Origin of the sequence: Ruegeria sp. HKCCA0235A (assembly GCF_013033235.1) — a bacterium.
Taxonomy (GTDB): domain Bacteria; phylum Pseudomonadota; class Alphaproteobacteria; order Rhodobacterales; family Rhodobacteraceae; genus Ruegeria.
This window is the reverse complement of sequence record NZ_WQDQ01000002.1, coordinates 58,710-83,634: the sequence shown is the minus strand read 5'-3', so window position 1 is coordinate 83,634 and position 24,925 is coordinate 58,710. Positions and strand designations below refer to the sequence as shown.

Sequence of the window (24,925 nt, the reverse complement as noted above, 5' to 3'; positions counted from 1 at the left end):
GTTCATTCGCGAAAAAGGCCAGAGCGGTCCGAGAGAGCGACAGGCCCGCTCTGGCCAGTGGATTACTTCAAGATCCAGCCAGACCAGCGGTCTTTGTTGGTCTCCATCCACTCTGCAACAACGCTGTCGATTTCCACGCCGTCCAGATCGGCCTTGCCAACCATAGCGCTCATTTCATCATTGTTGATTTTGTAGGCTTCGATGATGTCATAAGCACCCGGCCATTTTTCTTGCAGGCCAGACCAGGCTGCTTTCCAGATCGGGCCACGCGGCTTGCCGCAATCATAGGCCATATTCGGGTTCACACCGACAGAAGGGTCGCTGTAACACTCTGGCGTAAATGGCGGGAACTCGACGAACTCGCCTTCGTATTTTGCCGGCGCCCAATGTGGGACATAGACCCACAGAACAATTGGATCCTGTCTTTGATAAGCGGATTCCAATTCTGCAAACAGGGCCGCGTCGGTACCCGCATGGACGACTTCGAAATCCAGTTCAAGCGCTTCGACACGCTCGTCATCGAAGCCACCCCAGGTCACCGGGCCGCCGACATAACGCCCGTTCGGAGCAGTTTCCGCCGTCGCGAATTCCTCGGCGCAGTCTTTCAGCGCCTCCCAATTCGGCAATCCCGGGCACCGTTCCTTCATGTAGCTGGGATACCACCATTCTTCGATCGCCATCAGGCCGGTTTCGCCGACATTGACGACCTTGCCGGTGCCGGTTGCCTCGTCCAGCGCTTCGCGTCCGGTGGTTTCCCAGATTTCCATTGCCAGATGCAGGTCACCCGTTTTCAGACCGGCGAACTGAGCAATGTAATCCGCCTGAACATATTCAACGTTGTACCCGGCTTCTTCCAGGATCGAACCCATGATCTTGGTATTGATCAACTGCCCCGACCAGTCGTGCAGCGTCAGTTTGATTGGGTCCGTGGACTCAACAGCCCATGCAGTTGTTGCGGCTCCGGCGGCCATGATGGCCAGCGCAGAAATTCCCATTTTACAATTCATAACACCTTCTCCCTGTCGTGATTTTTTTCGATGAATCGGTGGTATTGAGTACAGACGACCACATCGTGGGGTTTTGTGTCAATAAAAACCACGTAAAGCCACATTATTTCCTGCATGAAGCAAGTTTCTAAAGCCATACCCGCGGATAACGTTGCTTTATGTGGGTATTGTGGTATGGCTTAACGTCCCTTATGACGATGCCATCAGAGCGCGAAACATGAACCTGCCAACCACAAACCAACGAGAAGAAGAAATCCTGCGCGCCCTTTTTCGCGCGGGCGGGTCGTGCCGGGTAAGCGTTCTGGCGAATGAACTTGGGGTCAGCCTGGAAACCATTCGGCGAAACGTCCGCAATCTGGAAGAACGCGGCATCGTGCGCAAGGTCCATGGCGGGGTTCATCTTCTCGAAGACATTCTGGAACCGTCGCTGCAAAGCCGCCTGGACAAGAAGGTTGACGCGAAAGAGAAACTGGCGAAGGCGGTTGCCGAGGTCATCAGTGACGGCGACTCCGTTTTCCTCGATATCGGCTCTACTACCGCTTATGTGGCGCAGGCGCTTGGCAACCACAGCGATCTCTTTGTCGTGACGAACTCGGTTTTTGTTGCTCAGGCATTGGCTTCAAGAAACAACAACCGGGTGTTCATGGCTGGTGGCGAGCTGCGGTCGCACGATGGGGGCGCATTTGGTGTTGAAGCTCAGGACCTGATCAAACGTTTGAACGTCCGTTTCGCCATTCTTTCAGTCGGGGCGGTCAATGCGGACCCGGGCTTTATGCTGCACGACCTGCAAGAAGCAAACTTGGCCCGCGTCGCCATTCAAAACGCACAGGTCCGCATTGTCGTGGCCGATGGCGAAAAGCTGGGAAAGCGCGCGCCGGTCACATTGGAACCTGCCGACAAGATCAATCTGTTCTTTACCGATGTGATCCCGCCCGAGGATATCTGCCAGATGCTATCGGCGAATGAAATCGACCTTGTCGTCGCCGAATAAGCGCCTAACGCTTTTCGGCAATGACCCACACCGGGTGGTAGGTCAGAGGAACCCTGCCGTCAGCTCCGAACTTCTGAACGTAGTCAGCTTCGAACCGGGCCAAGGTGGACCGGGTCCATGCACCCTGAGCCCGGCCATTTACCCCTGTACTGCGCAAATGTTTCAGCACATCTCTGGGCGTGTCAAAATAGGATGGCCGAACACTTTGGCCAACCGTCAGAATCTTAAACTGCCCATCTATGGCGGTTGCAAAGGTGTCAGGCAGGCATAGGCCCGGTGCACGGGCTGTCGATCCGATTTGCGCAAGCTCTTGATATTGCAATGGACCAAACCCGGAAATCGCCAGCCACCCTCCGGGTTCAAGCGCCTCGGCAACCTGTTGCAGCAAACCGGCCGGATCCTCCATCCATTGGATCATCGAGGCCGATGCGACCAAATCCAGCTTTGCGGGCCATTCGACCAGGCGGACGTCTCCGGCAATGAAGGCCGCATTTTCCGCATCTGCCGTCGCCCGAGCCTGCGGCGCTATATCGTTCACGTGAAAATCGGGAAGGTCAAAGTTCTGCCGCAGCAACCGGGTCAGATGGCCAGTGCCGCATCCCAGCTCGAAGGCCACATCAAACCGGTTCGGCGCCCCAACCCGACGCATCTCGGAAACCAGCTTGCGGGCAACCCAGGCCTGCTGGCTGGCTGTATCGTTGTAAGTCTGGAAGCTTCGGCTGAAGCTTCGCTGCACCTTGTCCGCCAATTGCGCCGTCATAACATCCACTCCGCCCAGCTTTGGCCCGGTTCAAATGGCACGTGCGGAGCGGCAACGCCCTTGACCACATCCGGGGTTGCGGCCCAGGCCGCCCTCTGAGCATTGGTCGGAATGATCCGGTCCCGCTCTGATATCCAAACCCGATCAAAGCCGGGATCAGGCGCCGAGCCGCGTTCGATGACCGCGTGAAGTTCCTTTCTTGCCTGCTCGATGTCCAGTTCAGGTATGTCAACAGACAGTCCGGCGCGTCGGCAAAATTTGACGAAACTTGCCGATGACAGCTGATCCGCCGTGGCCCGGACAATATCGGGCGCGATGCCCCGGTCTGCGCAGGCAGGATGCAACGTACCACTGACGGCAACCAGCCGGTCAGGGCGAAACCCTGTGCTGGCCAGCCAATGGGCCGCGGATGCGACACCGAAGGAAAACGCAAGCATTTCGACGCGGTCAAACCCGGCCAGATCGGGCAAGGGATCATCAAGCCGGGTATAGTCATCCACCAGCAGAACAGATCCGCCTCCGGTCAGCCCGCGGAACGGGGCAGCACCCAGCGCCCACCCCCCGAAGATCAGGGTCAGCTTGCTGTCATCCGATTGCGCCAGCCACTGGTGTTTCATTGCTGCCCCCCGGCCAAAGCGACCATCGCGCTGGTGATCCGGCCGAGCTCATCAGGTGAAACAATGTAAGGCGGCATACAATAGATGTTTCGCGCAAAGGGGCGCAGCCACACTCCGGTTTCAGGGGCCAGCCGATGAGCAACCGAAGGATCAACCGTTTCCTTCATTTCGATAACGCCAATAGCGCCAAGAACCCTGACATCTGCAACGCCCGGCAAACTGCGCGCTGGCTCCAGTTCGGTCCGCATCTGGTCTTCGATATCGGCCACCTGGCGCTGCCAGTCCCCCTCGGCCAGCAGTCTGAGGCTGGCCGAACCAGCGGCACAGGCCAGAGGGTTGGCCATATAGGTCGGGCCGTGCATGAACACTCCGGCCTCACTATTGCCAATGCCATACGCCACCTGCTTGCTGGTCACGGTAGCAGCAAACGAGATATGCCCCCCGGTCAATGCCTTGCCCAGACACATTATATCCGGGGTTATGCCCGCATGATCGGTGGCGAACAGCTTGCCGGTTCGGCCAAATCCGGTTGCGATCTCGTCAAAAATGATCAGCACGTCATGAGCATCGCACATGGCGCGTGCCGCGCGCAGCCATTGGGGATGATAGAAATACATGCCCCCGGCGCCTTGAACCATGGGCTCAAGGATCAGGGCCGCGAGGTGATCGCCCTTGTCGGCCAACAGTCGTTCCAGCGCCTCCAATCCGTTCAACGCCGGGTCTTCGGGCCAGTCATCCCCCAACCGAACCTGGGGACGCGGCAGGAAGTGCTGGATCGACAAAGCCCCTCGGAACAGCCCGTGCATACCCGTCACAGGGTCACAGACGCTCATCGCTTTCCACGTGTCACCGTGATAGCCGCCCCGAATTGTGGCAAATTCGAATTTGCGGGTGCGGCCATGAGCCATTTGATACTGCACCGCCATCTTCATCGACACTTCGACCGAAACAGACCCACTGTCGCAATAGAAAATGCGATCCAGCCCCTCGGGCAACATGTCGACCATCCTGCGCCCCAGATCAATGGCCGGATGGTGTGTCAGCCCTCCGAACATCACATGAGGCATCTTTTCCAGCTGTGATTGCATGGCGGATGTGATTTCGGGATGCTTGTGGCCGTGGATGGCGCACCACCATGACGACATGGCGTCTATCATCTTTGCGCCGTCCTCCCGATAAAGATACACGCCCTCGGCCCGGTCGATAAGATGCATCGCACCGGGATCGGCCACGTTGGTATAGGGATGCCAAAGGTGGTGGGCGTCAAACTCCAGCGGGGTCACAGAAACCTCCGTATGGTCGCCACGTCTATGGACGAGAAAGCTTCTGACAAGCTTTGCTGCGTCAGGTCGCCAAGATAAGGCAGGCGTCCGAGGTGTCGCACCTTGCTCATTTCGACGATGGTTTGTTCCACGTCGGGCTCCGGATCTCCGACAAAGGCAACGCCGACCACCTCGGACCCAGCGCGTCGAAGCGCCATCAGGGACAACGTGGTGTGGTTGATCGTTCCCAACGCCGTGCGTGCGACCAGAACGACCGGGGCCTGCCATTGGGCAATCAGATCCAGATAGTAGGATTTGCGGTTCAGAGGCACCATCAGCCCCCCTGCCCCTTCCACAACCAGCGGCCCGTCAACTTGCGGCAGCGCGAGCCGGGACAGATCGATCTCTATGCCCATATCCTCGGCAGAAAGATGGGGTGAGGCAGGCATGTTCAGGCGATACGCCTCGGGCAACACGTCCACACCGGACAAGGTGCAGACGGTTTCCGTGTCCGTCGCATCCTCGAGCCCCGATTGAACCGGCTTCCAGTAAGTGGCGTTCAGGGCCGCCGTCAGGCCAGCCGAAAAAACTGTTTTTCCGACGCCCGTGTCGGTTCCGACAATAACCAGAGCGCTCATGCGGCCTCCGACTGATGGCTGGAGATGGTTGCAAACAGGGCCGAAATGTCCTCGGGACCGACATTCCCGGTGATCGAGACGCGCAGACGGGATGTGCCTTTTGGAACGGTTGGCGGGCGAATGCCGCGAATGTCGAACCCCTGATGTTGCAAAGCCTGTGCCATCGCCATCGTGCGGGCCTCGTCCCCAAGAACGACGGGAATGATCTGGCTGTTCAAGGCCGCGTCAGGCAACCCTGTTTCACGGGCCGCCTCATGTGCATGGCGCAGACGTTTGCGTGCAGCAGCGACCAAATCGTCATTCTCGGCCAGTTCACACAGGACAGCCCGTACCAGCGCAGCATTCAGAGGGGACGGCGCCGTTGCAAAGATAAAGGGCCGTGCGCGGTTGATCAGGGTATCGATCATCGCCCGCGGGCCACAGATCAGCCCGCCGGAAACTCCAAGCCCCTTGCCGCAGGTGTGCAGGGTCAGAAGGTCAGCGTTCAGATCATGCGCCAGACCTTTGCCATTTGCCCCGAAAACGCCGGTTGCGTGCGCCTCATCCACGATCAGAACAGCTTGGGCTTCACGCGCCAGACATGACAAATCTTCCAGCGGAGCCAGATCGCCCTCCATGGAATAGACGCTTTCAACGGCAACCCACACCTGACCCTGCCCACCAGCGGATCGCCATTCGGTCAGAACGTTTCGCGCATCCGCGACGTCGTTGTGACGAAAAGCGCGCAGATCCGCTCGGCTGGCGCGCATCCCCTCATGGGCGCTGGCGTGAACCAGTTCGTCATACAAAACCAGATCCCCGGCCGCCGGCAGGGTGGAAAAGATTGCCTGATTGGCCTGAAACCCTCCACCCATGAACAATGCGGCCTCGGCCCCAAAGAACACAGCTGCTTCGTGTTCCAGCGCCTCATGCTCGGGGTGATTTCCCCGCAGCAGCCGCGAGCCGCCCGAGCCGACGGGCACGCCGCGCGCCAGCGCCGCCTGCGCGGCCTCTTGCAACAGGCTTGACCCGGCCAACCCCAAATAGTCGTTGGACGCAAAATCCAGCCCGCGCGCCGGGATCAAAACCCGGCGGCGGTGCCGGGCTTCCAGCGCACCCAGCATGGATTCCAGTCGTTCGACTGCTTTCATTCGGCGGCTTCCGTGCGCTTATGGTCTTCAGCCGTTTCGGCCTGAAGGCCAAGTTTTGCAAACAGGATCGAGTCGGTGTCTTCTTCGGGGTTTTCCGCCGTCAAAAGAGTTTCACCGACAAAGATGGAATTTGCTCCGGCGAAGAAGCACATCGCCTGCATCTCGTCGCTCATGTCGCTGCGCCCGGCGGACAACCGAACATAGGCTTTGGGCATCAGGATGCGAGCGGTTGCGATGATCCGCACAAAGTCGATTGGATCAACCGGTTCCGCATCAGCCAGCGGAGTATCCGCCTGTGGCATCAGCATGTTGATCGGCACCGAATCCGGCGGCGGGGTCATGTTGGCCAAAGTCAGCAACATATCGATACGGTCGCCAGTGTGTTCACCCATACCCAGAATACCACCCGAGCAGACCTTGATTCCGGCTTCCTGCACCCGGTTCATCGTGTCGATCCGGTCCGCGAAAGTACGGGTGGTGATCACTTCGGAATAATAGCGTTCGGACGTGTCGATATTGTGGTTGTAATAGTCCAACCCGGCATCGCGCAGCTGAACCACCTGGGTGTCATCCAGCATGCCCAGCGTCATGCAGGTTTCCATGCCCATCGCCTTGACGCCTTCCACCATGGCAATCAGGGCAGGCATATCGCGCGGCTTGGGCTCGCGCCAGGCGGCCCCCATGCAGAACCGGGTCGCGCCACCGTCGCGGGCCTTTTTGGCCTCGGCCAGTACACGCTGAACCTCGATCAGCTTCGATGCAGGCAGGGTGGATCCGTTGCGGGCCGATTGCGAGCAATAGGCGCAATCCTCGGCGCACCCGCCGGTTTTGATCGACAGCAGCTTAGAGGTCTGGATCTTGTTCGGATCAAAGTTCTCGCGGTGCACGGTCTGTGCCCGGAACAGAAGGTCCATCAACGGGAGGTCATGAACAGCTTGCGCAGACTTTCGGGTCCAGCCGGAATGAGGGATGATCATTTTATCTATAAAACTTCCTGCAGCTTGCGTTGCCGAGGATTTATTATCGATAAAACCTGAAGGCGCAACCGTGTTGGCGCAAACGATCTCAAATCAAGCAGAAATGCCGCGCTTTTCAGAAATTTTTCAGAAATCAAGACCCAGATCAACGGTTCGGGCGGAATGCGTCAGCGCCCCGGACGAGATGTAATCGACCCCGGTCGCCGCAATTGATGCAACCCGGCCCAACGTCACATTCCCGCTGGCTTCGGTCTTCATCCGCCCGTCCACCATGGCAACCGCTTCGCGCAGCATCTCGTCATCCATGTTGTCCAGCAATACGACGGACGCGCCGCCAATCCTGAGGACTTCGGCCAGCTGGTCCAGTCGATCGACTTCGATCTCGACGGCCATCATGTGGCTGGCTTGCGCTTTGGCGGCCTCAAGAACCTGACGCACACCCCCGGCGGCGGCGATGTGGTTGTCCTTGATCAGGATCGCGTCGGATAAAGAGTAGCGATGATTGAAACCGCCGCCATGCAGCACGGCCTGTTTTTCGACGATGCGAAGTCCGGGCGTGGTTTTGCGGGTACAGGTCATGCGGGCATTCGTGCCCTTTGTCTGCTGAACAAAGCTGGCAGTTTTTGTGGCAATACCGGTCAGGCGACCGGCAAAATTCAGCGCGACCCGCTCACCCGACAGGATCGAGGCCGCGGACCCTTTGATGATCATCAGCGTGTCGCCGCGCCGACAAGGCTGGCCATCCTTGACAAGCACCTCAACCTCAAGCGTCGGGTCGACCAGCCGGAACGCTATCGTCGCCACCTGCATGCCCGAAACGACGGCATCCTCACGCGCATTCAGCCGGGCCGTATAGGTCGCGTTCGGTGGGATCACGGCGCGGGTGGTCACATCACCGTATGCTCCCAGATCCTCCATCAGCGCCGCGCGGATGACGGGTTCGAGGATCAGATCGGGCAGGGTCGCAAAACTCATGATATTTCCTTGCAGGCTTCGGCGCGAATGTGCAGCGCGTCGCTAAGATACATCCGGGATCGTTTGCCGGGGCCATCGGCAGCTTCCGGAAAGTCGGATCGCTCATGCGCGCCGCGGCTTTCTTCGCGCTGCAATGCCGTCGCGGCGATCAAGGTTGCTGTGGCACACATGTTTCTGAAGGACGGGCATGTGCCATGCTGCTCTTCGAGCGTGGCAATCCTGCGCAATGCCCGGCATAACCCGGCGCGGTCCCGGACAACGCCAACATCGCGCGACATGGTCGTGCGCAACGTACTGACCGCATCGGACGTATCAGGGATGTCAGCTTGATCAAATCGAAGGGCCACAGGTTCCGACGCGGAAGTGTCCGGTAACGAACGCGCAATGTCCTGGGCACAGATGCGTGCAAACACCAACGCTTCGAGCAAACCGTTCGAGGCCAGCCGGTTGGCGCCGTGAAGGCCGGTCGAAGACGCCTCGCCGCACACCCACAACCGATCCAGCGTCGCGCGGCCATCAGTGCCTGTGGCAATCCCGCCCATGTGGTAATGCGCTGCCGGAGCAACCGGGATCGCATCCCGGACCGGATCGATTCCGTTGCGCGCGCAATATGCGGCAACCGCCGGAAAAAGTTCGTTGACTTGCGCGCCCAAAGCCTTGCGAGTGTCCAGCATCGGGCGGTTGCCGGCCTGTACCTCGGCAAATATCGCCCGGGCCACAACGTCGCGCGGGGCAAGCTCGGCATCAGGGTGAACGGCCTGCATGAAACGCTCGCCGTGCTTGTTTATCAGTATTGCCCCTTCTCCGCGCAGGGCCTCGGTCGCCAGCGGGGCCGGGTCTTCACCCACGTCCATGGCGGTGGGGTGGAACTGCACGAATTCGGCATCGGCGATCAGCGCCCCCGCCCGAGCGGCCATTCCGATGACCTGTCCGCGGATGCGGGCCGGATTGGTCGTCAGGGCATAAAGCCCGCCAGAACCGCCACCCGCCAACAATACGGCAGGCGCACGAAGCGTCACAGGCGCGGATCCGCTTTCCGAGGCCTCCTGCAAAACCACGCCCACCACGCGCCCATCCGTCACTTCCAACGCAACGGCAAGGACCCCTTCCAATACCTGCACCGAAGGAGTTTCGCGCACTCGTTCGATCAGGGCGGCCATGATTTCACTGCCGGCCTGATCGCCCTTTACCCGCACGACGCGGGCAAAACTGTGCGCGGCTTCTCGGGACAGGACATACCCGCCACCCTCGGTGCGATCAAATGGTGTGCCCAAAGTGGTCAGGTCCAGAATATAATCCCGCGCCTCTCGCGTCACCAAATCCGCAACGTCAGGCTCGACAGTGCCTGCCCCGGCATTGACGGTGTCAACGGCGTGGCTTTCCGGGCTGTCAGCCAGGTCCATCGCCGCCGCCACGCCACCCTGCGCCCATGCCGAACTTGCACCTTCGCCCAAAGGATCAGGCGAGATGATCACCACCGGGCGCGGCGCCAGTTTCAGCGCAGCATAAAGCGCGCCAATCCCGGCCCCGACAATAACGACGCGATCCGTGGTGATGTCGGTCATTGCCGATCAGATGCCGAGCTTGCGGGACAGATCAATCATCGCCTGAACAGATTTGCGCGCCTGCTCTGCCACGTCTTCGGCGACCTCGACCTGGCCTTCCATCGTGTGCAACGCATAGAGGATCTTTTCCAGCGTGATCTTTTTCATGTACGGGCACATATTGCACGGCCCTACGAAATCGACCTCGGGCAGTTCATCCGCGATGTTCGACGCCATCGAACATTCGGTGATCAGCATCGCCTTTTCGGGTTTCTCATCATGCACATATTTGATGATCCCGCTGGTTGAACCGGAATAATCCGCCTCGGCCACCACATCCGGCGGGCATTCCGGGTGCGCAATCAGGCGTGTTCCGGGGTTCCATTCCCGGAAGTCGCGCAGGTCCTGTGCGGTGTATTGTTCATGCACGATGCAGGAACCGGGCCAGTACACCACGTTCTTGTGGCTTTCATTCGCCACGTTTTGAGCCAGATATTGATCCGGCGTCATGATGACCGTGTCGCTCTCCATGGCATTCACGATCTGCAAGGCGTTCGACGAGGTGCAGCAGATATCCGAAGCCGCTTTGACCTCGGCAGTGGTGTTCACGTAAGACACAACCGGCGCGCCGGGGTATTTGGCCCGCATTTCGTCGATTCCTTCGGCAGTAATCGATTCTGCCAAAGAACACCCCGCATCCATGTCGGGCATCAGAACAGTTTTCCCGGGGCTCAGAATTTTCGATGTCTCGGCCATGAAATGAACCCCGGCCTGAACGATCACATCCTCTTCCACCTCGCTGGCCTTGATCGCCAGTTGCAGGCTGTCACCCACGAAATCGGACACACCATGATAGATTTCCGGTGTCATGTAATTGTGCCCAAGGATCACGGCGTTACGCTCTTTCTTGAGCGCGTTGATCGCCCGCACATAGGGCGCATAGATCGCCCAATCCGGCGGGCTGATCACACGATCCATACGGGCAAACGTGTCTTTCATCTCATTGGCCAACGTGGCCGATGGGGCGAGGTCATAGACGTCCGAAAGAACAGTGCGGACTTGTGCAATATCGAGCAACGGGCGAGCCACCTTTGTCAGTTGTCGTTAGCCTGGCGGGCTGCTTAACGGCTTAGCCCTAGCGGAAACATCCCCGGTTCGAAACCGGAAAATGAGACGTTAGCGCTAAGCCATGCAGACAAATTCAAAGATGAATGGCAAATCAGCCCAGAATCCCCGGCAGACGCAGCCCATGTTCACGTGCGCAGGCCTTGGCATCCTCATAACCCGCATCTGCGTGACGCCAGACGCCAGAAGCCGGATCGTTCCACAGAACCCGCTCTAGACGTCTGGCCGCTGCATCGGTTCCGTCGGCACAAATCACGACACCCGCATGTTGGCTGAAACCCATGCCAACGCCGCCTCCGTGGTGCAGCGAGACCCATGTCGCGCCCGAGGCGGTATTGACCAGCGCGTTCAGCAGCGGCCAATCCGAAACGGCGTCCGAGCCGTCCTTCATCGCCTCGGTTTCGCGGTTCGGCGACGCGACCGAGCCGCTGTCGAGGTGGTCACGACCGATGACGACCGGTGCCTTCAATTCTCCATTCCTAACCATCTCGTTGAATGCCAGCCCGGCCTTGTGGCGGTCGCCCAGTCCGATCCAGCAGATCCGCGCGGGAAGGCCCTGAAACGCGATGCGCTCCTGTGCCATGTCGAGCCAGTTGTGCAGATGCGTGTTGTCGGGGAAAAGTTCCTTCATCTTGGCGTCGGTTTTGTAGATATCCTCGGGATCACCCGACAGCGCGCACCAGCGGAACGGGCCGATGCCACGGCAGAACAACGGGCGGATATAGGCGGGCACGAAACCGGGGAAGGCAAAGGCGTTTTCCAAGCCTTCGTCCTGCGCCACCTGCCGGATGTTGTTGCCATAGTCCAAGGTCGGCACACCCGCGTTCCAGAAATCGACCATGGCGGCCACGTGCTGCTTCATCGACGCTCGGGCTGCCTTTTCCACGGCCTTGGGGTCGCCTTCCCTCTTGTCTTTCCACTGCGCCATGCTCCAGCCCAGCGGCAGGTAGCCGTTGACCGGATCATGGGCGCTGGTCTGATCGGTCACGATATCGGGGCGCATACCACCCGCCTGCATGCGGCGGTAGATCTCGGGGAAAATCTCGGCCGCATTGCCCAGCAAACCGACCGATTTCGCCTCGCCCGCCCTGGTCCAGCGGTCGATCATTTCGAGCGCTTCGTCCAGCGTCTCGGCCTTTTCGTCGAGATACTTGGTACGCAGGCGGAAATCGATGCTGTCTGGATTGCACTCGACAGCCAGGCAACACGCCCCTGCAAAGACCGCCGCCAGAGGTTGCGCACCACCCATGCCGCCCAGACCACCAGTCAGAATCCACTTGCCGGTCAGGTCCCCGTCATAGTGTTGACGTCCAGCCTCGGCGAAGGTTTCGTAAGTGCCCTGAACGATGCCTTGCGTCCCGATATAGATCCACGAACCGGCCGTCATCTGGCCGTACATCATCAGGCCCTTCTTATCGAGCTCGTTGAAGTGGTCCCAGTTGGCCCAATGCGGCACGAGGTTCGAGTTCGCGATCAGCACCCGAGGTGCATCGGCATGCGTCCGAACGATGGCGACCGGTTTGCCGGATTGCACCACCAGCGTTTCATCTTCCTTCAGGTCCTTGAGGCTAGCAACGATGGTGTCAAAATCTTTCCACGTCCGCGCGGCACGTCCGATCCCGCCATAGACAACCAGCTCATGCGGATTCTCGGCCACATCAGGGTGCAGATTGTTCATCAGCATCCGCATCGGGGCTTCGGTCATCCAGCTTTTGGCGTTCAGTTCGGGCCCTGTCGGAGGATAGATGTCACGGGTATTTTTGCGAGGATCGGTCATCGGGCAAGCTCCAATGCAGTGTCATGGATAGCGTCAAGAATGTCTTTGAGCCACCGGCGCAGGCGGTCGGCTTTGTCGGTGTCAAAAGCCCAGGGCGGCGCTTCAGTTTTCAGGTAGGTCGACTGAGCCAGCTCCATCTGGATCGCGTGAACCCCTTCCGAGGGGCGCCCATAATGGCGCGTTGTCCATCCGCCCTTGAACCGCCCATTCAGAGCAGCCGTATAGGGTGAGGACGTCGCGAATTCATGCGCTACGGCTTCGATTTCCGGTGCGCAGGTCGCCCCATTGTTCGTGCCGATGCTCATATCGGGCAGAGTACCTTCGAAAAGAAAAGGAATATGGCTGCGGATCGAGTGGCAATCATACAGCACCGCAACCCCATGGGCCGCCTTCACGCGCTCCAGCTCGGCCTTCAGGGCGGCATGATACGGTGCATGAAAAGCTTCCCGTCGTTCGAGGATATCCTTTTCCGAAGGCGGGATGTCCCAGATGCCCTGGCCGTCAAAATCCGTCAGCGGCACAAGAGAGGTCGTGTTCTGGCCGGGATAAAGCGACACGCCCGACGGATCCCGGTTGGCGTCGATCACATATCGGTGGAAGGTTGCCCGAACCGTCGTCGCACCGAGCAGAAGTCCTTCATACAAGGTGTGGACATTCCAATCCGTATCCGCCAGAGCCTTGCCCCGCGCATTCAACTTGGCCTCGATCGTGGCCGGAACATGGGTGCCGGTATGCGGCAGACCCAGCACGATCGGACCGTCACCGCGCGAAATCTCGACCTGGCCGCTCATGCGCCAAGTTCCGGCATGGCGATGCCCGTGCCACGGGCAATCTCACCACTGGCAATCAGGGCCGAGGCTGCTTCGATCTCGGGTGCCATATAGCGATCGTCACCCAAGGCCGGCACCACCGTACGCAGCCGTGCCATCACGGCCTGCAACGTTTCGCTCGTAGGCAGCGGCGCGCGGAACTCGACCCCTCGTGTGGCACACAGCAGTTCGACCCCCAGAATACGTTCCAGATTGGCAACCATCTGCCCCAATCGCCGCGCACCATGGGCCGCCATCGAAACGTGATCTTCCTGATTGGCCGATGTGGGCGTCGAGTCCGTCACACATGGATTGGCCAGATGCTTATTTTCGCTCATCAGTGCGGCAGTCGTCACCTCAGCGATCATATAGCCCGAATTCAGGCCCGGATTGGGAGTCAGAAAAGGCGGCAGATCAAAGCTGAGCGCCGGATCAACGATCAACGCAATGCGGCGTTGTGCAATTGCCCCGATCTCGGCCACGGCAAGCGCGATCATGTCTGCGGCAAACCCAACGGGTTCGGCGTGAAAATTCCCACCCGAAACGATCAGGCCGGTTTCCGAAAGAACCAGAGGATTGTCCGTCGCCGCGTTGGCCTCGATTTCCAGCGTTGTTGCGGCCTGCCTCAGCACATCCATCGCGGCCCCCACCACCTGAGGCTGGCAGCGGATACAATACGGGTCCTGAACCCGGGTATCGCCATCCCGATGGCTTTCACGAATGACCGACCCGGCCAGCAGCGCCCGCATGGTCACGCCGGCCTCGATCTGCCCGCGATGCCCGCGCAACGTGTGGATTTCCGGTTGCAACGGGGCGGTCGAACCCATGATCGCATCCGTCGTCAGCGCCGAGGTAACCAGCGCGCTTTGCGCCGCCTGCCATGCGCCAAACAGGCCGGACAGCGCAAAGGCCGTCGAAAACTGGGTGCCATTGATCAGCGCCAGCCCTTCTTTGGGGCCCAATTCGATCGGGTGCAGACCCGCTTTGGACAGCGCAGCATCACCGGGCATCACATCGCCACCGAATTCGGCCTCACCAGCGCCCATCATGACGGCAGCCATGTGGGACAAGGGCGCAAGATCACCCGAAGCCCCGACTGAACCCTGCGCCGGGATCACCGGGGTCACACCTTTGGACAACATCCCTTCCAGCAGGGTGATCACTTCTGGCCGAACCCCCGAGGCCCCGCGCCCCAGGCTCAGCAATTTCAGAACCATCATCAATCTGGCAAGGGCGCGCGGGATCGCAGGGCCCACACCACAGCAATGGCTGAGGATCAGGTTGCGCTGCAAGGTTGCCGTGTCCTCGGCCGCGATTTTGACGCTTGCCAGTTTCCCGAACCCCGTGTTCACGCCATATACGGCGGCCTCTCCCGCCGCCGCATCGGCGATGCGCTTGTGCGCTTCTTCGACGGCCGGGCGGCAGGCGGGGTCCAACCGAACAGCGCACTCTTCGCGAAAGATCTGTTCCAGCTGCGACAGGGTAACGGTGCCCGGGGTGAGGGTGAGCGTCGTCAAAATATACCTCCGAATATGCGAGTATGAAGAGGGTTGAAGCCGATGCGATAGGCCAGTTCCGCAGGGTGTTCGACATTCCAAACCGCCAGATCAGCGCGCCGCCCGACTGAGATCTGACCGCAGTCAGCCAACCCGAGAGCGCGGGCCGCGTGAACCGTCACGCCTTGCAGGGCCTCTTCTGGCGTCATGCGAAACAGGGTGCATCCCATGTTCATCGCCAGCAACAGCGAGGTCATCGGCGCCGAACCGGGGTTGCAATCCGTGGCAAGCGCCATGGGCACACCGTGCTGGCGCAACAGGTCAATCGGTGGCGCCTGTGTTTCGCGCAGTGTGTAGAACGCACCCGGCAAAATGACGCCTACGGTTCCGGCCCGCGCCATGGCCTGAACACCTGCTTCGTCAAGATATTCTATATGATCTGCCGAAAGCGCGCCGTATCCGGCAGCCAGTTTTGCGCCGCCCAAATTCGACAATTGTTCGGCGTGGATCTTGATCGGCAAGCCAAGATCTGTCGCGACTTCAAACAGTGGGATCAACTCTTCCGGTTGAAAAGCAATGCCTTCGCAGAAGGCATCGACCGCATCGACCAATCCCTCGGCATGAGCGGCGCGAAGCGTGGGAATGCAGACCTGATGAATGTAGTCCGACGCCCTGCCCTTATAGTCCTGAGGCACCGCATGCGCCCCCAGAAAGCTGGTCAGAACGCGGACGGGACGATGATCCGGCAACGCCCGAGCCGCGCGCAACATGTTCAATTCGGTATCGTCATCCAATCCGTAACCGGACTTCACTTCGATGACCGATACCCCTACGGCCAGCATCGCATCAACTCGCGGCAATGCCTGTGCGACCAACTCCTCCACGCCGGCCGCGCGCGTGGCCTTTACGGTCGAGATGATTCCACCCCCGGCGCGGGCAACCTCTTCGTAGCTCGCGCCGTTCAGGCGCATTTCGAATTCTGTGGCGCGATGGCCACCGTGAACCACATGAGTGTGGCAATCGATCAACGCAGGCGTAACCAGGCGTCCACCGAGTCGAGTCCGCGGCTGGTCGGCGAATCTTGAAGGAAGGTCAGCGACAGCTCCGATCCATGCGATTTGTCCGTCCTGCAACGCGATCGCGGCATCCGGGACCAAACCGTATGGCGCGCCGCCTTCGGTCATCGTTGCGGCATCAAGATCCGTCAAAACCTGCGTTTGCGTCTGCATGTGACTCGCACCCTCCATGCATTTCCTTCTTTTCTAGTACATTTCTATCATTTATATGTCTATGCATAAAATGAGGTGGAAAATGGCTATCTTCGCTAATCGCGCATTATTGAGCACTGGTTGGGCTACGAACCTGCGGGTGGAAATCAGCCAAGGGCTGATATTGTCGCTGCAACAGGGCGCGACGGCGCAAGAGGGTGACACTTGCGTCGACACTTTGCTGCCCGCATTGGCCAATCTGCACAGCCACGCATTTCAGCGCGCGATGGCAGGCATGACCGAATACCGAAAGGCCGGTCGCGACAGTTTCTGGACGTGGCGGGAACTGATGTATCGTTTCACCCAGCACCTGACGCCTGATCACGTGCAGGCGATTGCCGCTCTGGTCTATATGGAGATGCAGGAAGCCGGTTACGCCTCGGTTGGTGAATTCCATTATCTGCATCACCAGCCAGACGGCACACCTTATGACAATCTTGCAGAGCTGTCCCAGCGGATCATGGCTGCTGCGGACGAGACGGGAATCGGGCTGACGCATCTGCCCGTACTTTATTCTTACGCAGGGGTCGGCGAGCAACCATTGGAATCGGGACAGCAACGATTTGGCAATGATGTAGACCGCTATCTGGCGTTGGTCGAGCAAGCGCAAGTGGCACTGGGCGATCTGCCGGATGACTGTCAGATAGGCATTGCACCACATTCCTTGCGCGCGACATCACCACAAGATCTTGCCCGGGTTCTGGACGCAAAAAAGACGGGACCTGTCCATATCCACATTGCGGAACAACCCATGGAAGTTGAGCAGGTTCACGAGGGTCTGGGCGCCCGCCCGGTGGAATGGCTGCTGAGCAATGCACCGGTAAACCATCGCTGGTGCCTCATCCACGCCACTCACATGACGGAAAAGGAGACCCGCGATATGGCTGTAACGGGCGCGGTCGCGGGGCTTTGCCCGATCACCGAAGCCAATTTGGGGGATGGCCCTTTCAATGGGGCCGTCTTTCTTGAAGTCGGTGGTCGTTTCGGGGTTGGGTCGGATTCAAACGTGTTGGTTTCGATGACAGAGGAACTGCGTACGCTGGAGTATTCCCAACGCCTGCGAGACCTGTCGCGCAATGTCCTGGTCGAAGGGGACGGTTCGGTAGGACAGACACTGTATTGCAATGCGGCTTTGGGCGGTGCGCAGGCCCTGGGTCGCGCGGCGGGCCAGATCGCAGCAGGGATGCTGGCGGATCTTGTTGCCATTGACAGCCAGGATCCGGCACTTTGTGCCCTGCGTCCTGAACAGTTGCTCGACGGGTTGGTCTTTGCCGCGAAGGACCACGTAGTGACCGATCTGTGGTCGGCCGGCCGCCATCAGGTGCGCCTGGGCCGACATATTGCTCGGGATCGGATCGTATCTGACTATCGGCGGGCCATGGCTGATCTCATGCCGAGGCTTTGAGCTTGCTGCCGCCTTTACGGGCTGACAAAAATGGCATCATAATAGCAATATGTTTGTACGTAATTGGATGAAAACCACGTGACCGATCAAAAACCTCTCGGCTTTCAGGACATTCGGGACGAAGTCGTGAACCGCATTCAAACCCGTGTCTGGCCGCAGGGCAGCCTGTTGCCCACCGAGATGGAACTGGCAGCCGAATTCGGCGTTGCACGGGCGACGGTCAATCGGGCGCTGCGGGAACTTGCCGAACAGGGAATTGTCACCCGCAAACGCAAGGGTGGAACGCGTGTTGTGACCACACCGGTAAAGCAGGCGAAATTGCCGATCACTGTCGTTCGGCAGACCATCGAAGAAATGAACGCCGAATACCGTTATGCTCTGGTCAGCCGAACACTGATCGATTGCCCCGCGTGGTTGCAGGCAAAGCTGAATATCCCGGAAGGTGCGCAGGTCGTCCATCTGCAATGTATGCACCACGCCGACAACCGTCCATTCCAGTTCGAGGAACGCTGGATCAACGTCAGCACCGTGCCTCAGGTTCTCGACGAAGATTTCCTGACCACCGGGCCGAATGAATGGCTGCTGTCCGAGGTGCCGTTTTCAAACGCTGAAATTGCCTTCTCGGCCGTCCCCGCAACAGGGCATTTGCAGGAGTTTCTGGCGGTACCGCCCGGCACACCGTTGTTTCAGCTGGAACGTACGACTTGGTTTCGCAGCGATCCGGTTACTTTCGTGCGCATGACTTTCCACCAGGGATACCAGATGCGCACCACGTATTGAGGCCAGAGCACCGAACAGGTTTTGACATAGAGGCAAAACCTTATCGCTTCGATCCCACCTTCCTGACTGTCGTGGCAGTCACCTTTGCCCGTTCAGCGTCCGAAGCAGCCGAGATTTGGTTCTCGTTGTTCAGCGGCCAAGGCCGAGACAATTGTACAATCGTCGGAATGGCAAATATGGCGGCAGATCGTCTCGAACCTCAGCGTGGTCAGGTCGAAACCTTTGCTGATCCGGGTTGATCCGTCATGTTTGGGAAGCCTCCCCTCAAGTTCGTATCCGAAACCGTGTGGAAGCCGGATGAAATCATATGGCGGAACATCCTCTGGGGTGGTGGACGACAAGGCGCAAAGCGGTTGCCCTTTTCGAAGGGCCAGAAACAATAGTTCAGACCAGATCGAAGTGAAATCCAAAGTGGCGCTGCTGTTGATCTTCGCCGCAAGCGCCATGTCCAGCAAGTGATCATCGACCATACGCAACATTTTTTCAGGCAGATCCTCGACCAGCGTGACCCGCATCCACGGAAACAGCGAGCTGGAGGGTTCAGAGAGATGCCCGGTCAGATAAGGGGCCTAAGTCGGAGGCATTCCGACGGTCAAAGGAACTGTTTCAGGGTCGCGGAACTCGGTCGCGGTGTCACGGATTTTCTGCGCATCGTTCAGAAGGCGCCCAGCCAGTTCAACGACACGGGCACCGTACAGTGTCGAGGCACCTCGTTGTTGAGGCGCAGGAAAAGATCGGTTCCCAATTCCTGTTCAAGTTTTTTGCTCTGGTTGGCCAAGGTTGACATTCGCACCGTCACCCTGAGCGGTAGCCTGAACGCGGAGCAAGAGCCCGGGCCGACCTCGGACAGCAAGGTCACCGGCCACGCGACCGTAGTCATCACCCGGAATTCGGCGACCGGAGAAGTCTCGTATTCCAGCGAACTGAGCGTTGTCGGGCGGAACGAAGCTGACCTGAACACGCCCATCCCCGGCGCAGTTTCGGCCATCCATCCGCACAATGGGTGGGTCGGCCAAAACGGCCCGGTTGTACAGGAAACGCTGGCGGATGCAGGCGCCAAGCTGAATGTGAACGCATCAGGGGGCATCGGTGTCATCGGTCAGGACGTGATCTCGAACCAGGCCGAGACCGATGTGCTGTTTTCAATTGAGAACGTCGTTGCCTCGGATGATAGCGACGTGATTGTCGTCAGCGATCTGACCAATGCGCTGAACGGCGCGGTCGGCGATGATCCGCAGAACGGTAAAGGCGGCGACGACATCCTTATCGGTTGCAATTCGGCGATTTCGGGCCGGATTAGACTTGGTGACGTCAACAAGCTGAAAATGGGTCAGGCCACACGGATTCGTTTGCCGGCTTTTGCGCCGGCCGATGTGCCCGAGGCCCGGGGTTCCCTCTTTGATATCTCAGCCGACGCATTCAAGGATGAACGGACAGGCGAGAGCTATTACAAGACCCGGGTCAAACTGAACGATCAGCAATCCGACGAAGTGGCGGCTTTGGACTTGGTCCCCGGCATGCCCGAAGACCTGTTCGTCAACACAGGCGAACGCGCGGTGATTGCGTATCTGGCGCAGCCTGTCAGCGAGGGTCTGGCCGGAACTTTCATCGAGTAAACGGTTTTACAAGACTTACAGCTTTAAACTGTTGTGTATCGAGTGTTTTGGTGAGTGAGCGGTGGTCTGCGCCCCTGTTCCGGGCGCGGGCCATCACTTTTGTGGTTCAGACCCCGTAACGGGCAAGAAACATGTCAACAGCCTGAGCAGCAACCTGATCTATTTCTTCCTGGGTGAAGGTGTTCTGAATGCCAAAAGCCGCCCGGGTCCAGATCCGCACTTTGCACAGTTCGGAAAACTGCTCGGCAGCGATATGTACATCATCAATGGCCAATTCGCCCTTGGCCACGGCTTTTTCCAGATACTCGGCCATCTGTCGCTGGCCATTTTGTGGCCCCGCCTCATAGAACGCGCGACCCAGTTCGGGGAACCTGTCGCGTTCGGCAACGCAGATCCTGAAAACCTGTTGCGCGAAATCTGACACAAGAAATCTGGTCAGCTGTGTCGCCGTGATCTGAAGCACTTCGCGGGCCGGCTTGGTTTCGTCGATCATCGAGATGACCCGCTCGGCCATCAGGCAGCATTCTGTTTGGGCGACTTCCATGAACAAAAGGCGCTTATCAGGGAAGTAACTGTAGAGCGTTGCTTTTGACACACCGGCTGCGCGAGCGATGTCATCCACACTTGCCCCTTCAAACCCATCCGCCATGAAAACCTCTCGAGCCCCGCGCAGAACCTGATCGAATTTCCGGCCGGTGCGCAGGATGGTGGCAGTCTGGGTCATGTCGTCTCCTCGATCGATAACTGCGCCAGTTTATAAACCGTTCGGTTTAGATACAACGATTCTCGAATATTTCAGCGAAGCTGACGATGCATTTGCTTTGATGTCGGGTACTTGCAGCGCGTTCAAACCGTGCTAGGACTTGGCCCATGGTCGAAATCTTTCTGCGCACCCTTCCGTTTTTCGCGATCATCGGCCTGGGCTTTTGGGCGGGGCGCACGCGGTTCTTCACGGCTGAAGCCACGGCCTATCTGACCAAGTTCGTCTTTTACTTTGCGCTTTCAGCGATGCTGTTTCGCTTTGCAGCCACCCTTCCCTTTGCCGAGATTTTCAATGCCCGGCTCATCCTAGGATATCTGCTGGGAACCATGACCGTTTACGTTCTGGCGTCGGCCATCGCCTGGCTGCGCGGGCTCGACATTCCGACTGCTGCGGTCGAGGCTCAGTGCGCGGCCATCGGCAATGTCGGGTTCCTCGGGCTGCCCATGCTTTCCCTTTTGTTCTCCGAGGCTGCGATCGGGCCCGTGATGCTGGTCCTGACCGTCGATCTGGTCGTGTTCTCTTCCCTCATCGTGATCCTGATCAACGGCGGCCGTGACGGTAGATTGACCCCGACCACCTTCAAGCTGATCGGACTGGGTTTGGTCCGCAATCCCATGATCGTATCCATCTCGGCCGGTCTCATCTGGTCCTCGCTGCAATTGCCTGTTCCTGAACCTCTTGGCGATTTTCTTATCATTCTCGGTGGGGCAGCAACTCCGGGTGCATTGTTCGCCATTGGTGCATCATTGGCAGACAAGTCGGCTGAACGTGTCCAGATCGCGGCATGGTTGAGCTTCTGCAAACTGGTGATCCATCCGGCCTGCGTTGCGGTCGCTCTGTTATGGCTGATACCGATTGATACTTTTCCCGCAACTGTTGCCATCTCTGCCGCTGCTTTGCCTGTGGCGGGCAATGTTTACATGCTGGCCGCGCATTACGGCATTGCCCCGCATCGCGCGTCGGCGGCAATCCTTCTATCCACAATCGTAAGTATTCTCACCGTGCCGATGGTGATCGCCTGGGCGGGCACATTCTGACCTTCACCTTTTCGAAAAATACTCTCAACGAAGGCGCACAGACTTTACGCCGGGTCCGCGGATCGTTAGCCATGTTGCGACTCGAAAACAAGGACGGTGCCTGATGGAAACCATTTCGGAAAATGCCTGTTTCGGCGGTGTGCAGGGCGTGTACCGCCACGCTTCCTCGTCGTGCAAGTGTGACATGACTTTTGGCCAGTTTCTTCCAGCCGAGGCCAAGGACGGCCCGGTCCCGGTTCTTTGGTATTTGTCGGGATTGACCTGCACCCATGAAAACGCGATGACCAAAGCCGGGGCTCAGGCGTGGGCCGCGGAACAGGGAATTGCCGTGGTGTTTCCAGATACGTCACCGCGTGGTGACGGCGTCGCAGATCACGAAGATTACGACCTGGGTCAGGGCGCGGGGTTCTATGTGAACGCAACACAGGAACCCTGGGCACCGCATTTTCGGATGTGGGACTATGTTGCCGAAGAGCTGCCCGCCCTGCTGTGCGAAAACTTCGCCATCGACAGCGAACGCCAGGCCATTACGGGCCATTCCATGGGGGGGCACGGCGCCCTGACACTTGCCATGAACCTGCCCGGACGCTTCCGTTCGGTGTCAGCCTTTGCGCCGATCTCGAACCCGACCGGAGCGGATTGGGGCCGCAAACAGCTGAGCGCCTACCTTGGTGACGACGAAGCGCTTTGGTCAAAACACGATGCGTCCTTGTTGATGAAGAAAACCGGCTTCGACGGTCCGATCCTGATCGACACCGGTGCAAACGATCAGTTCATGGATTTTCTGCGCCCCGAAGCGTTGGCGCAAGCCATCGCCGAACGTCGCCAGCAAGCGACGTATCGCTTCCAGCCGGGTTACGATCATTCGTACTTCTTTGTGTCCACGTTTATGGAAGATCACGTCATCTTCCATGCCGAGGCACTGTACGGAGACTGAGGGATGAGCAGCTACGATTATGACCTGATCATCATAGGGTCGGGGCCTTCCGGGCGTTCTGCGGCGATTCAGGCAGGCAAACTGAAACGGCGTGTGCTGGTCATCGACCGCAAAGACCGTTTTGGTGGCGTCTCTGTCCACACCGGTACGATTCCGTCCAAGACCCTGCGCGAAACGGTTCTGAACCTGTCGGGCTGGCGCGAGCGCAGCTTTTACGGGCGTTCATACCGGGTAAAGGATCAGATCCGGGCAGAAGACTTGAAAGCCCGCCTGCATATGACCCTCGACCATGAAGTCGATGTGTTGGAGCATCAGTTCAACAGGAACCACGTCGAAACCTTGGACGGTCTGGCCAGATTTGTCGGGCCGCACGAAGTAGAGGTCGCAACCGATGCCGGGGAAACAACGCGTGTGACGGCCGCGAAGTTCCTGATCGCGACAGGCACGAAAACCTATCGCCCGGATTATGTCCCGTTCAACGGCAAGACGGTGGTGGATGGTGACGAATTTCTGGAAATGGCAGAGATTCCGCGCTCGCTGGTCGTTATCGGTGCCGGGGTCATTGGCGTGGAATATGCCACGATGTTTTCAGCCCTGGACGTGCGTGTGACGCTGATTGAACCCCGCGACACGTTTCTGGATTTCATCGACAGCCGGTTGATCCACGACTTTACCCATCAGATCCGGGAAAACGGTGTCGACCTGCGTTTGGGCTCGGCTGTCGAGAAAATTGAAGACGCCGGTGAACATGTGGAAGTGACCCTTGAAAACGGTCGCCACGTTCGCGCTGAAATGCTTCTGTTTGCGGCCGGACGCATGGGGGCGACGTCCAAACTCAATCTGGATGCCGTCGGGCTGGAGACGGACCACCGCAACCGGATCAAGGTAGACCGCAAGACATATCAAACGGCGGTACCGCATATCTATGCCACGGGCGATGTGATCGGACATCCGTCGCTGGCATCAACCTCTTTGCAGCAGGGGCGCGTGGCTGCCTGTCACGCGCTTGAAACGCCCACGCTGCCGGAAAGCCCGTGGTACCCCTATGGCATCTATTCAGTGCCCGAAATATCAACCTGCGGAATGTCGGAAGAAGAATTGCAGGAGCGCAACATCCCCTACGAGGTCGGTGTCGCACGATTCCGCGAGACGTCACGCGGGCATATCATGGGGCTGGAACACGGCATGTTGAAAATGCTGTTCTCGCTCAAGACCCGCAGGGTGCTGGGCGTCCAGATCGTTGGTGAAGGCGCGACGGAGTTGATCCATATCGCGCAGGCCGTGCTGAACCTGAAAGGTACGGTGGACTACTTCGTTCAGAACACGTTCAACTACCCGACACTTGCCGAAGCGTATAAAATCGCGGGCCTAGATGCGTTCAACCGCATGCCTATACCCGAGGAATTCAAAGTCAAAAAGAAACCGGTGGAACCAGCAAAGAAAGAGGCAAAGAAGGCGTGACGACGCTGTATGTCGATGGCGATGCCTGTCCCGTAAAAGCCGAGGCCGAACGGGTCGCGACGCGGCACAAAGTGCCGATGGCGTTGGTGTCCAATGGCGGGCTTCGTCCATCGGCCAACCCGCTGGTACAGGTCATTGTCGTTTCCGAAGGCGCGGATGAGGCCGACAAATGGATTGCCGACCGCTGTGGAGAAGGGGATGTCGTCATAACGTCTGACATCCCTTTGGCCGCAAAATGCGTCGAAGCGGGCGCACGCGTGCTGCGCCCGAATGGTGAAACCTTCACTGCGGCAAATATTGGCCAACAACTGGCAATGCGTGACTTGATGGCCGATCTGCGCGCGGCCAATCCGTTGGGAACCGGCGGCGGTGGGCGACCCTTCGGCAAAGCCGACCGCTCGCGGTTTCTGGACGCCTTGGAACGGGAAATACGTGCCGCCAGAAAGGGATGATCATTCCTTTTGCCGGATCAATTACTAACCCGAATTCCGAAACGCCCGTTTACAAGTACCTCATTAGAACGCACCCTGTGCTTGAATTCCGATCAGGC

The 24,925-nt window shown here is 58.8% G+C and carries 24 protein-coding genes; 8 read left to right on the top strand and 16 right to left on the bottom strand.

Features of this window, described 5'->3' with window-relative positions:
• Positions 1–62 precede the first annotated feature (62 nt).
• Positions 63–995, bottom strand: a complete 933-nt coding sequence (locus GOW56_RS04460) for an ABC transporter substrate-binding protein (RefSeq protein WP_254447156.1) — start codon at positions 993–995, stop codon at positions 63–65.
• Between the two features lie 229 nt (positions 996–1,224).
• Between GOW56_RS04460 and GOW56_RS04455 the strand changes: the two genes are divergently transcribed.
• Positions 1,225–1,998: a DeoR/GlpR family DNA-binding transcription regulator gene (locus GOW56_RS04455; RefSeq protein ID WP_171205096.1), complete on the top strand. Its 774-nt coding sequence runs from the start codon at positions 1,225–1,227 to the stop codon at positions 1,996–1,998.
• A gap of 4 nt (positions 1,999–2,002) precedes the next feature.
• On the opposite strand, the gene GOW56_RS04450 is transcribed toward GOW56_RS04455, so the two are convergent.
• From GOW56_RS04450 to hutI, 13 genes are all read right to left on the bottom strand, one after another.
• Positions 2,003–2,758 (bottom strand): methyltransferase, encoded by a 756-nt coding sequence (locus GOW56_RS04450; protein WP_171205095.1) that lies wholly within the window; start codon positions 2,756–2,758, stop codon positions 2,003–2,005.
• A complete protein-coding gene (locus tag GOW56_RS04445; protein WP_171205094.1) occupies positions 2,755–3,375 on the bottom strand; it encodes a DUF452 family protein in 621 nt (206 codons plus the stop codon). Before GOW56_RS04445 ends, GOW56_RS04450 begins: the two co-directional genes overlap by 4 nt.
• Positions 3,372–4,658 carry an adenosylmethionine--8-amino-7-oxononanoate transaminase gene (gene bioA / locus GOW56_RS04440; protein WP_171205093.1) on the bottom strand — a complete coding sequence of 429 codons (1,287 nt, stop codon included), beginning with the start codon at positions 4,656–4,658 and terminating at the stop codon, positions 3,372–3,374. The genes GOW56_RS04445 and bioA overlap by 4 nt, the downstream gene beginning before the upstream one ends.
• Positions 4,655–5,275, bottom strand: coding sequence for a dethiobiotin synthase (gene bioD, locus GOW56_RS04435; RefSeq protein WP_171119205.1), 621 nt, complete (start codon positions 5,273–5,275; stop codon positions 4,655–4,657). Before bioD ends, bioA begins: the two co-directional genes overlap by 4 nt.
• Positions 5,272–6,405, bottom strand: a complete 1,134-nt coding sequence (locus GOW56_RS04430) for an 8-amino-7-oxononanoate synthase (RefSeq protein WP_171205092.1) — start codon at positions 6,403–6,405, stop codon at positions 5,272–5,274. The genes bioD and GOW56_RS04430 overlap by 4 nt, the downstream gene beginning before the upstream one ends.
• Entirely contained in the window at positions 6,402–7,382 is a 981-nt protein-coding gene (gene bioB / locus GOW56_RS04425) for a biotin synthase BioB (protein WP_152460224.1), read from the bottom strand. The genes GOW56_RS04430 and bioB overlap by 4 nt, the downstream gene beginning before the upstream one ends.
• Positions 7,383–7,508: 126 nt before the next feature.
• Positions 7,509–8,357 carry a carboxylating nicotinate-nucleotide diphosphorylase gene (gene nadC, locus GOW56_RS04420; protein WP_171205091.1) on the bottom strand — a complete coding sequence of 283 codons (849 nt, stop codon included), beginning with the start codon at positions 8,355–8,357 and terminating at the stop codon, positions 7,509–7,511.
• Complete coding sequence (locus tag GOW56_RS04415; RefSeq protein WP_171205090.1) at positions 8,354–9,922, bottom strand: L-aspartate oxidase; 1,569 nt, start codon at positions 9,920–9,922, stop codon at positions 8,354–8,356. Before GOW56_RS04415 ends, nadC begins: the two co-directional genes overlap by 4 nt.
• 6 nt (positions 9,923–9,928) lie before the next feature.
• On the bottom strand, positions 9,929–10,978 hold the full coding sequence (nadA, locus tag GOW56_RS04410) for a quinolinate synthase NadA (RefSeq protein ID WP_171119198.1): 1,050 nt from the start codon (positions 10,976–10,978) through the stop codon (positions 9,929–9,931).
• Positions 10,979–11,120: 142 nt separating this feature from the next.
• The gene (gene hutU / locus GOW56_RS04405; RefSeq protein ID WP_171205089.1) at positions 11,121–12,803 is read right to left on the bottom strand and encodes a urocanate hydratase; all 1,683 of its coding nucleotides are present in this window, start codon (positions 12,801–12,803) and stop codon (positions 11,121–11,123) included.
• Positions 12,800–13,594, bottom strand: coding sequence for an N-formylglutamate deformylase (gene hutG, locus GOW56_RS04400; RefSeq protein ID WP_171205088.1), 795 nt, complete (start codon positions 13,592–13,594; stop codon positions 12,800–12,802). Before hutG ends, hutU begins: the two co-directional genes overlap by 4 nt.
• Positions 13,591–15,129 (bottom strand): histidine ammonia-lyase, encoded by a 1,539-nt coding sequence (gene hutH / locus GOW56_RS04395; protein ID WP_171205087.1) that lies wholly within the window; start codon positions 15,127–15,129, stop codon positions 13,591–13,593. The genes hutG and hutH overlap by 4 nt, the downstream gene beginning before the upstream one ends.
• Entirely contained in the window at positions 15,126–16,337 is a 1,212-nt protein-coding gene (gene hutI, locus GOW56_RS04390) for an imidazolonepropionase (RefSeq protein WP_171205086.1), read from the bottom strand. The genes hutH and hutI overlap by 4 nt, the downstream gene beginning before the upstream one ends.
• Before the next feature lie 82 nt (positions 16,338–16,419).
• Here hutI and GOW56_RS04385 point away from each other — a divergent pair, with 82 nt between their 5' ends.
• Together GOW56_RS04385 and GOW56_RS04380 are read left to right on the top strand one after the other, a co-directional pair.
• Positions 16,420–17,781, top strand: a complete 1,362-nt coding sequence (locus tag GOW56_RS04385) for a formimidoylglutamate deiminase (protein ID WP_171205085.1) — start codon at positions 16,420–16,422, stop codon at positions 17,779–17,781.
• A 78-nt stretch (positions 17,782–17,859) separates the two neighbouring features.
• Positions 17,860–18,561 (top strand): GntR family transcriptional regulator, encoded by a 702-nt coding sequence (locus tag GOW56_RS04380; RefSeq protein ID WP_152460215.1) that lies wholly within the window; start codon positions 17,860–17,862, stop codon positions 18,559–18,561.
• A 92-nt stretch (positions 18,562–18,653) separates the two neighbouring features.
• Here GOW56_RS04380 and GOW56_RS04375 read toward each other — a convergent pair whose 3' ends face one another.
• The gene (locus GOW56_RS04375) at positions 18,654–19,076 is read right to left on the bottom strand and encodes a LysR substrate-binding domain-containing protein (RefSeq protein WP_171205084.1); all 423 of its coding nucleotides are present in this window, start codon (positions 19,074–19,076) and stop codon (positions 18,654–18,656) included.
• 255 nt (positions 19,077–19,331) lie between these two features.
• On the opposite strand from GOW56_RS04375, the gene GOW56_RS04370 reads away from it, so the two are divergent.
• Positions 19,332–20,177, top strand: coding sequence for a CHRD domain-containing protein (locus tag GOW56_RS04370; protein WP_217358788.1), 846 nt, complete (start codon positions 19,332–19,334; stop codon positions 20,175–20,177).
• Positions 20,178–20,283: 106 nt separating this feature from the next.
• On the opposite strand, the gene GOW56_RS04365 is transcribed toward GOW56_RS04370, so the two are convergent.
• Positions 20,284–20,901 (bottom strand): TetR/AcrR family transcriptional regulator, encoded by a 618-nt coding sequence (locus GOW56_RS04365; protein WP_170345300.1) that lies wholly within the window; start codon positions 20,899–20,901, stop codon positions 20,284–20,286.
• A gap of 146 nt (positions 20,902–21,047) precedes the next feature.
• On the opposite strand from GOW56_RS04365, the gene GOW56_RS04360 reads away from it, so the two are divergent.
• The 4 genes from GOW56_RS04360 to GOW56_RS04345 all read left to right on the top strand — a co-directional run bounded on the left by GOW56_RS04360 (position 21,048) and on the right by GOW56_RS04345 (position 24,827).
• Positions 21,048–21,977, top strand: coding sequence for an AEC family transporter (locus tag GOW56_RS04360; protein ID WP_171205082.1), 930 nt, complete (start codon positions 21,048–21,050; stop codon positions 21,975–21,977).
• A gap of 103 nt (positions 21,978–22,080) precedes the next feature.
• Entirely contained in the window at positions 22,081–22,914 is an 834-nt protein-coding gene (gene fghA, locus GOW56_RS04355) for an S-formylglutathione hydrolase (RefSeq protein ID WP_171205081.1), read from the top strand.
• A 3-nt stretch (positions 22,915–22,917) separates the two neighbouring features.
• Complete coding sequence (gene sthA / locus GOW56_RS04350) at positions 22,918–24,375, top strand: Si-specific NAD(P)(+) transhydrogenase (RefSeq protein WP_152460208.1); 1,458 nt, start codon at positions 22,918–22,920, stop codon at positions 24,373–24,375.
• The gene (locus GOW56_RS04345) at positions 24,372–24,827 is read left to right on the top strand and encodes a YaiI/YqxD family protein (RefSeq protein ID WP_171205080.1); all 456 of its coding nucleotides are present in this window, start codon (positions 24,372–24,374) and stop codon (positions 24,825–24,827) included. Before sthA ends, GOW56_RS04345 begins: the two co-directional genes overlap by 4 nt.
• Positions 24,828–24,925 lie beyond the last annotated feature (98 nt).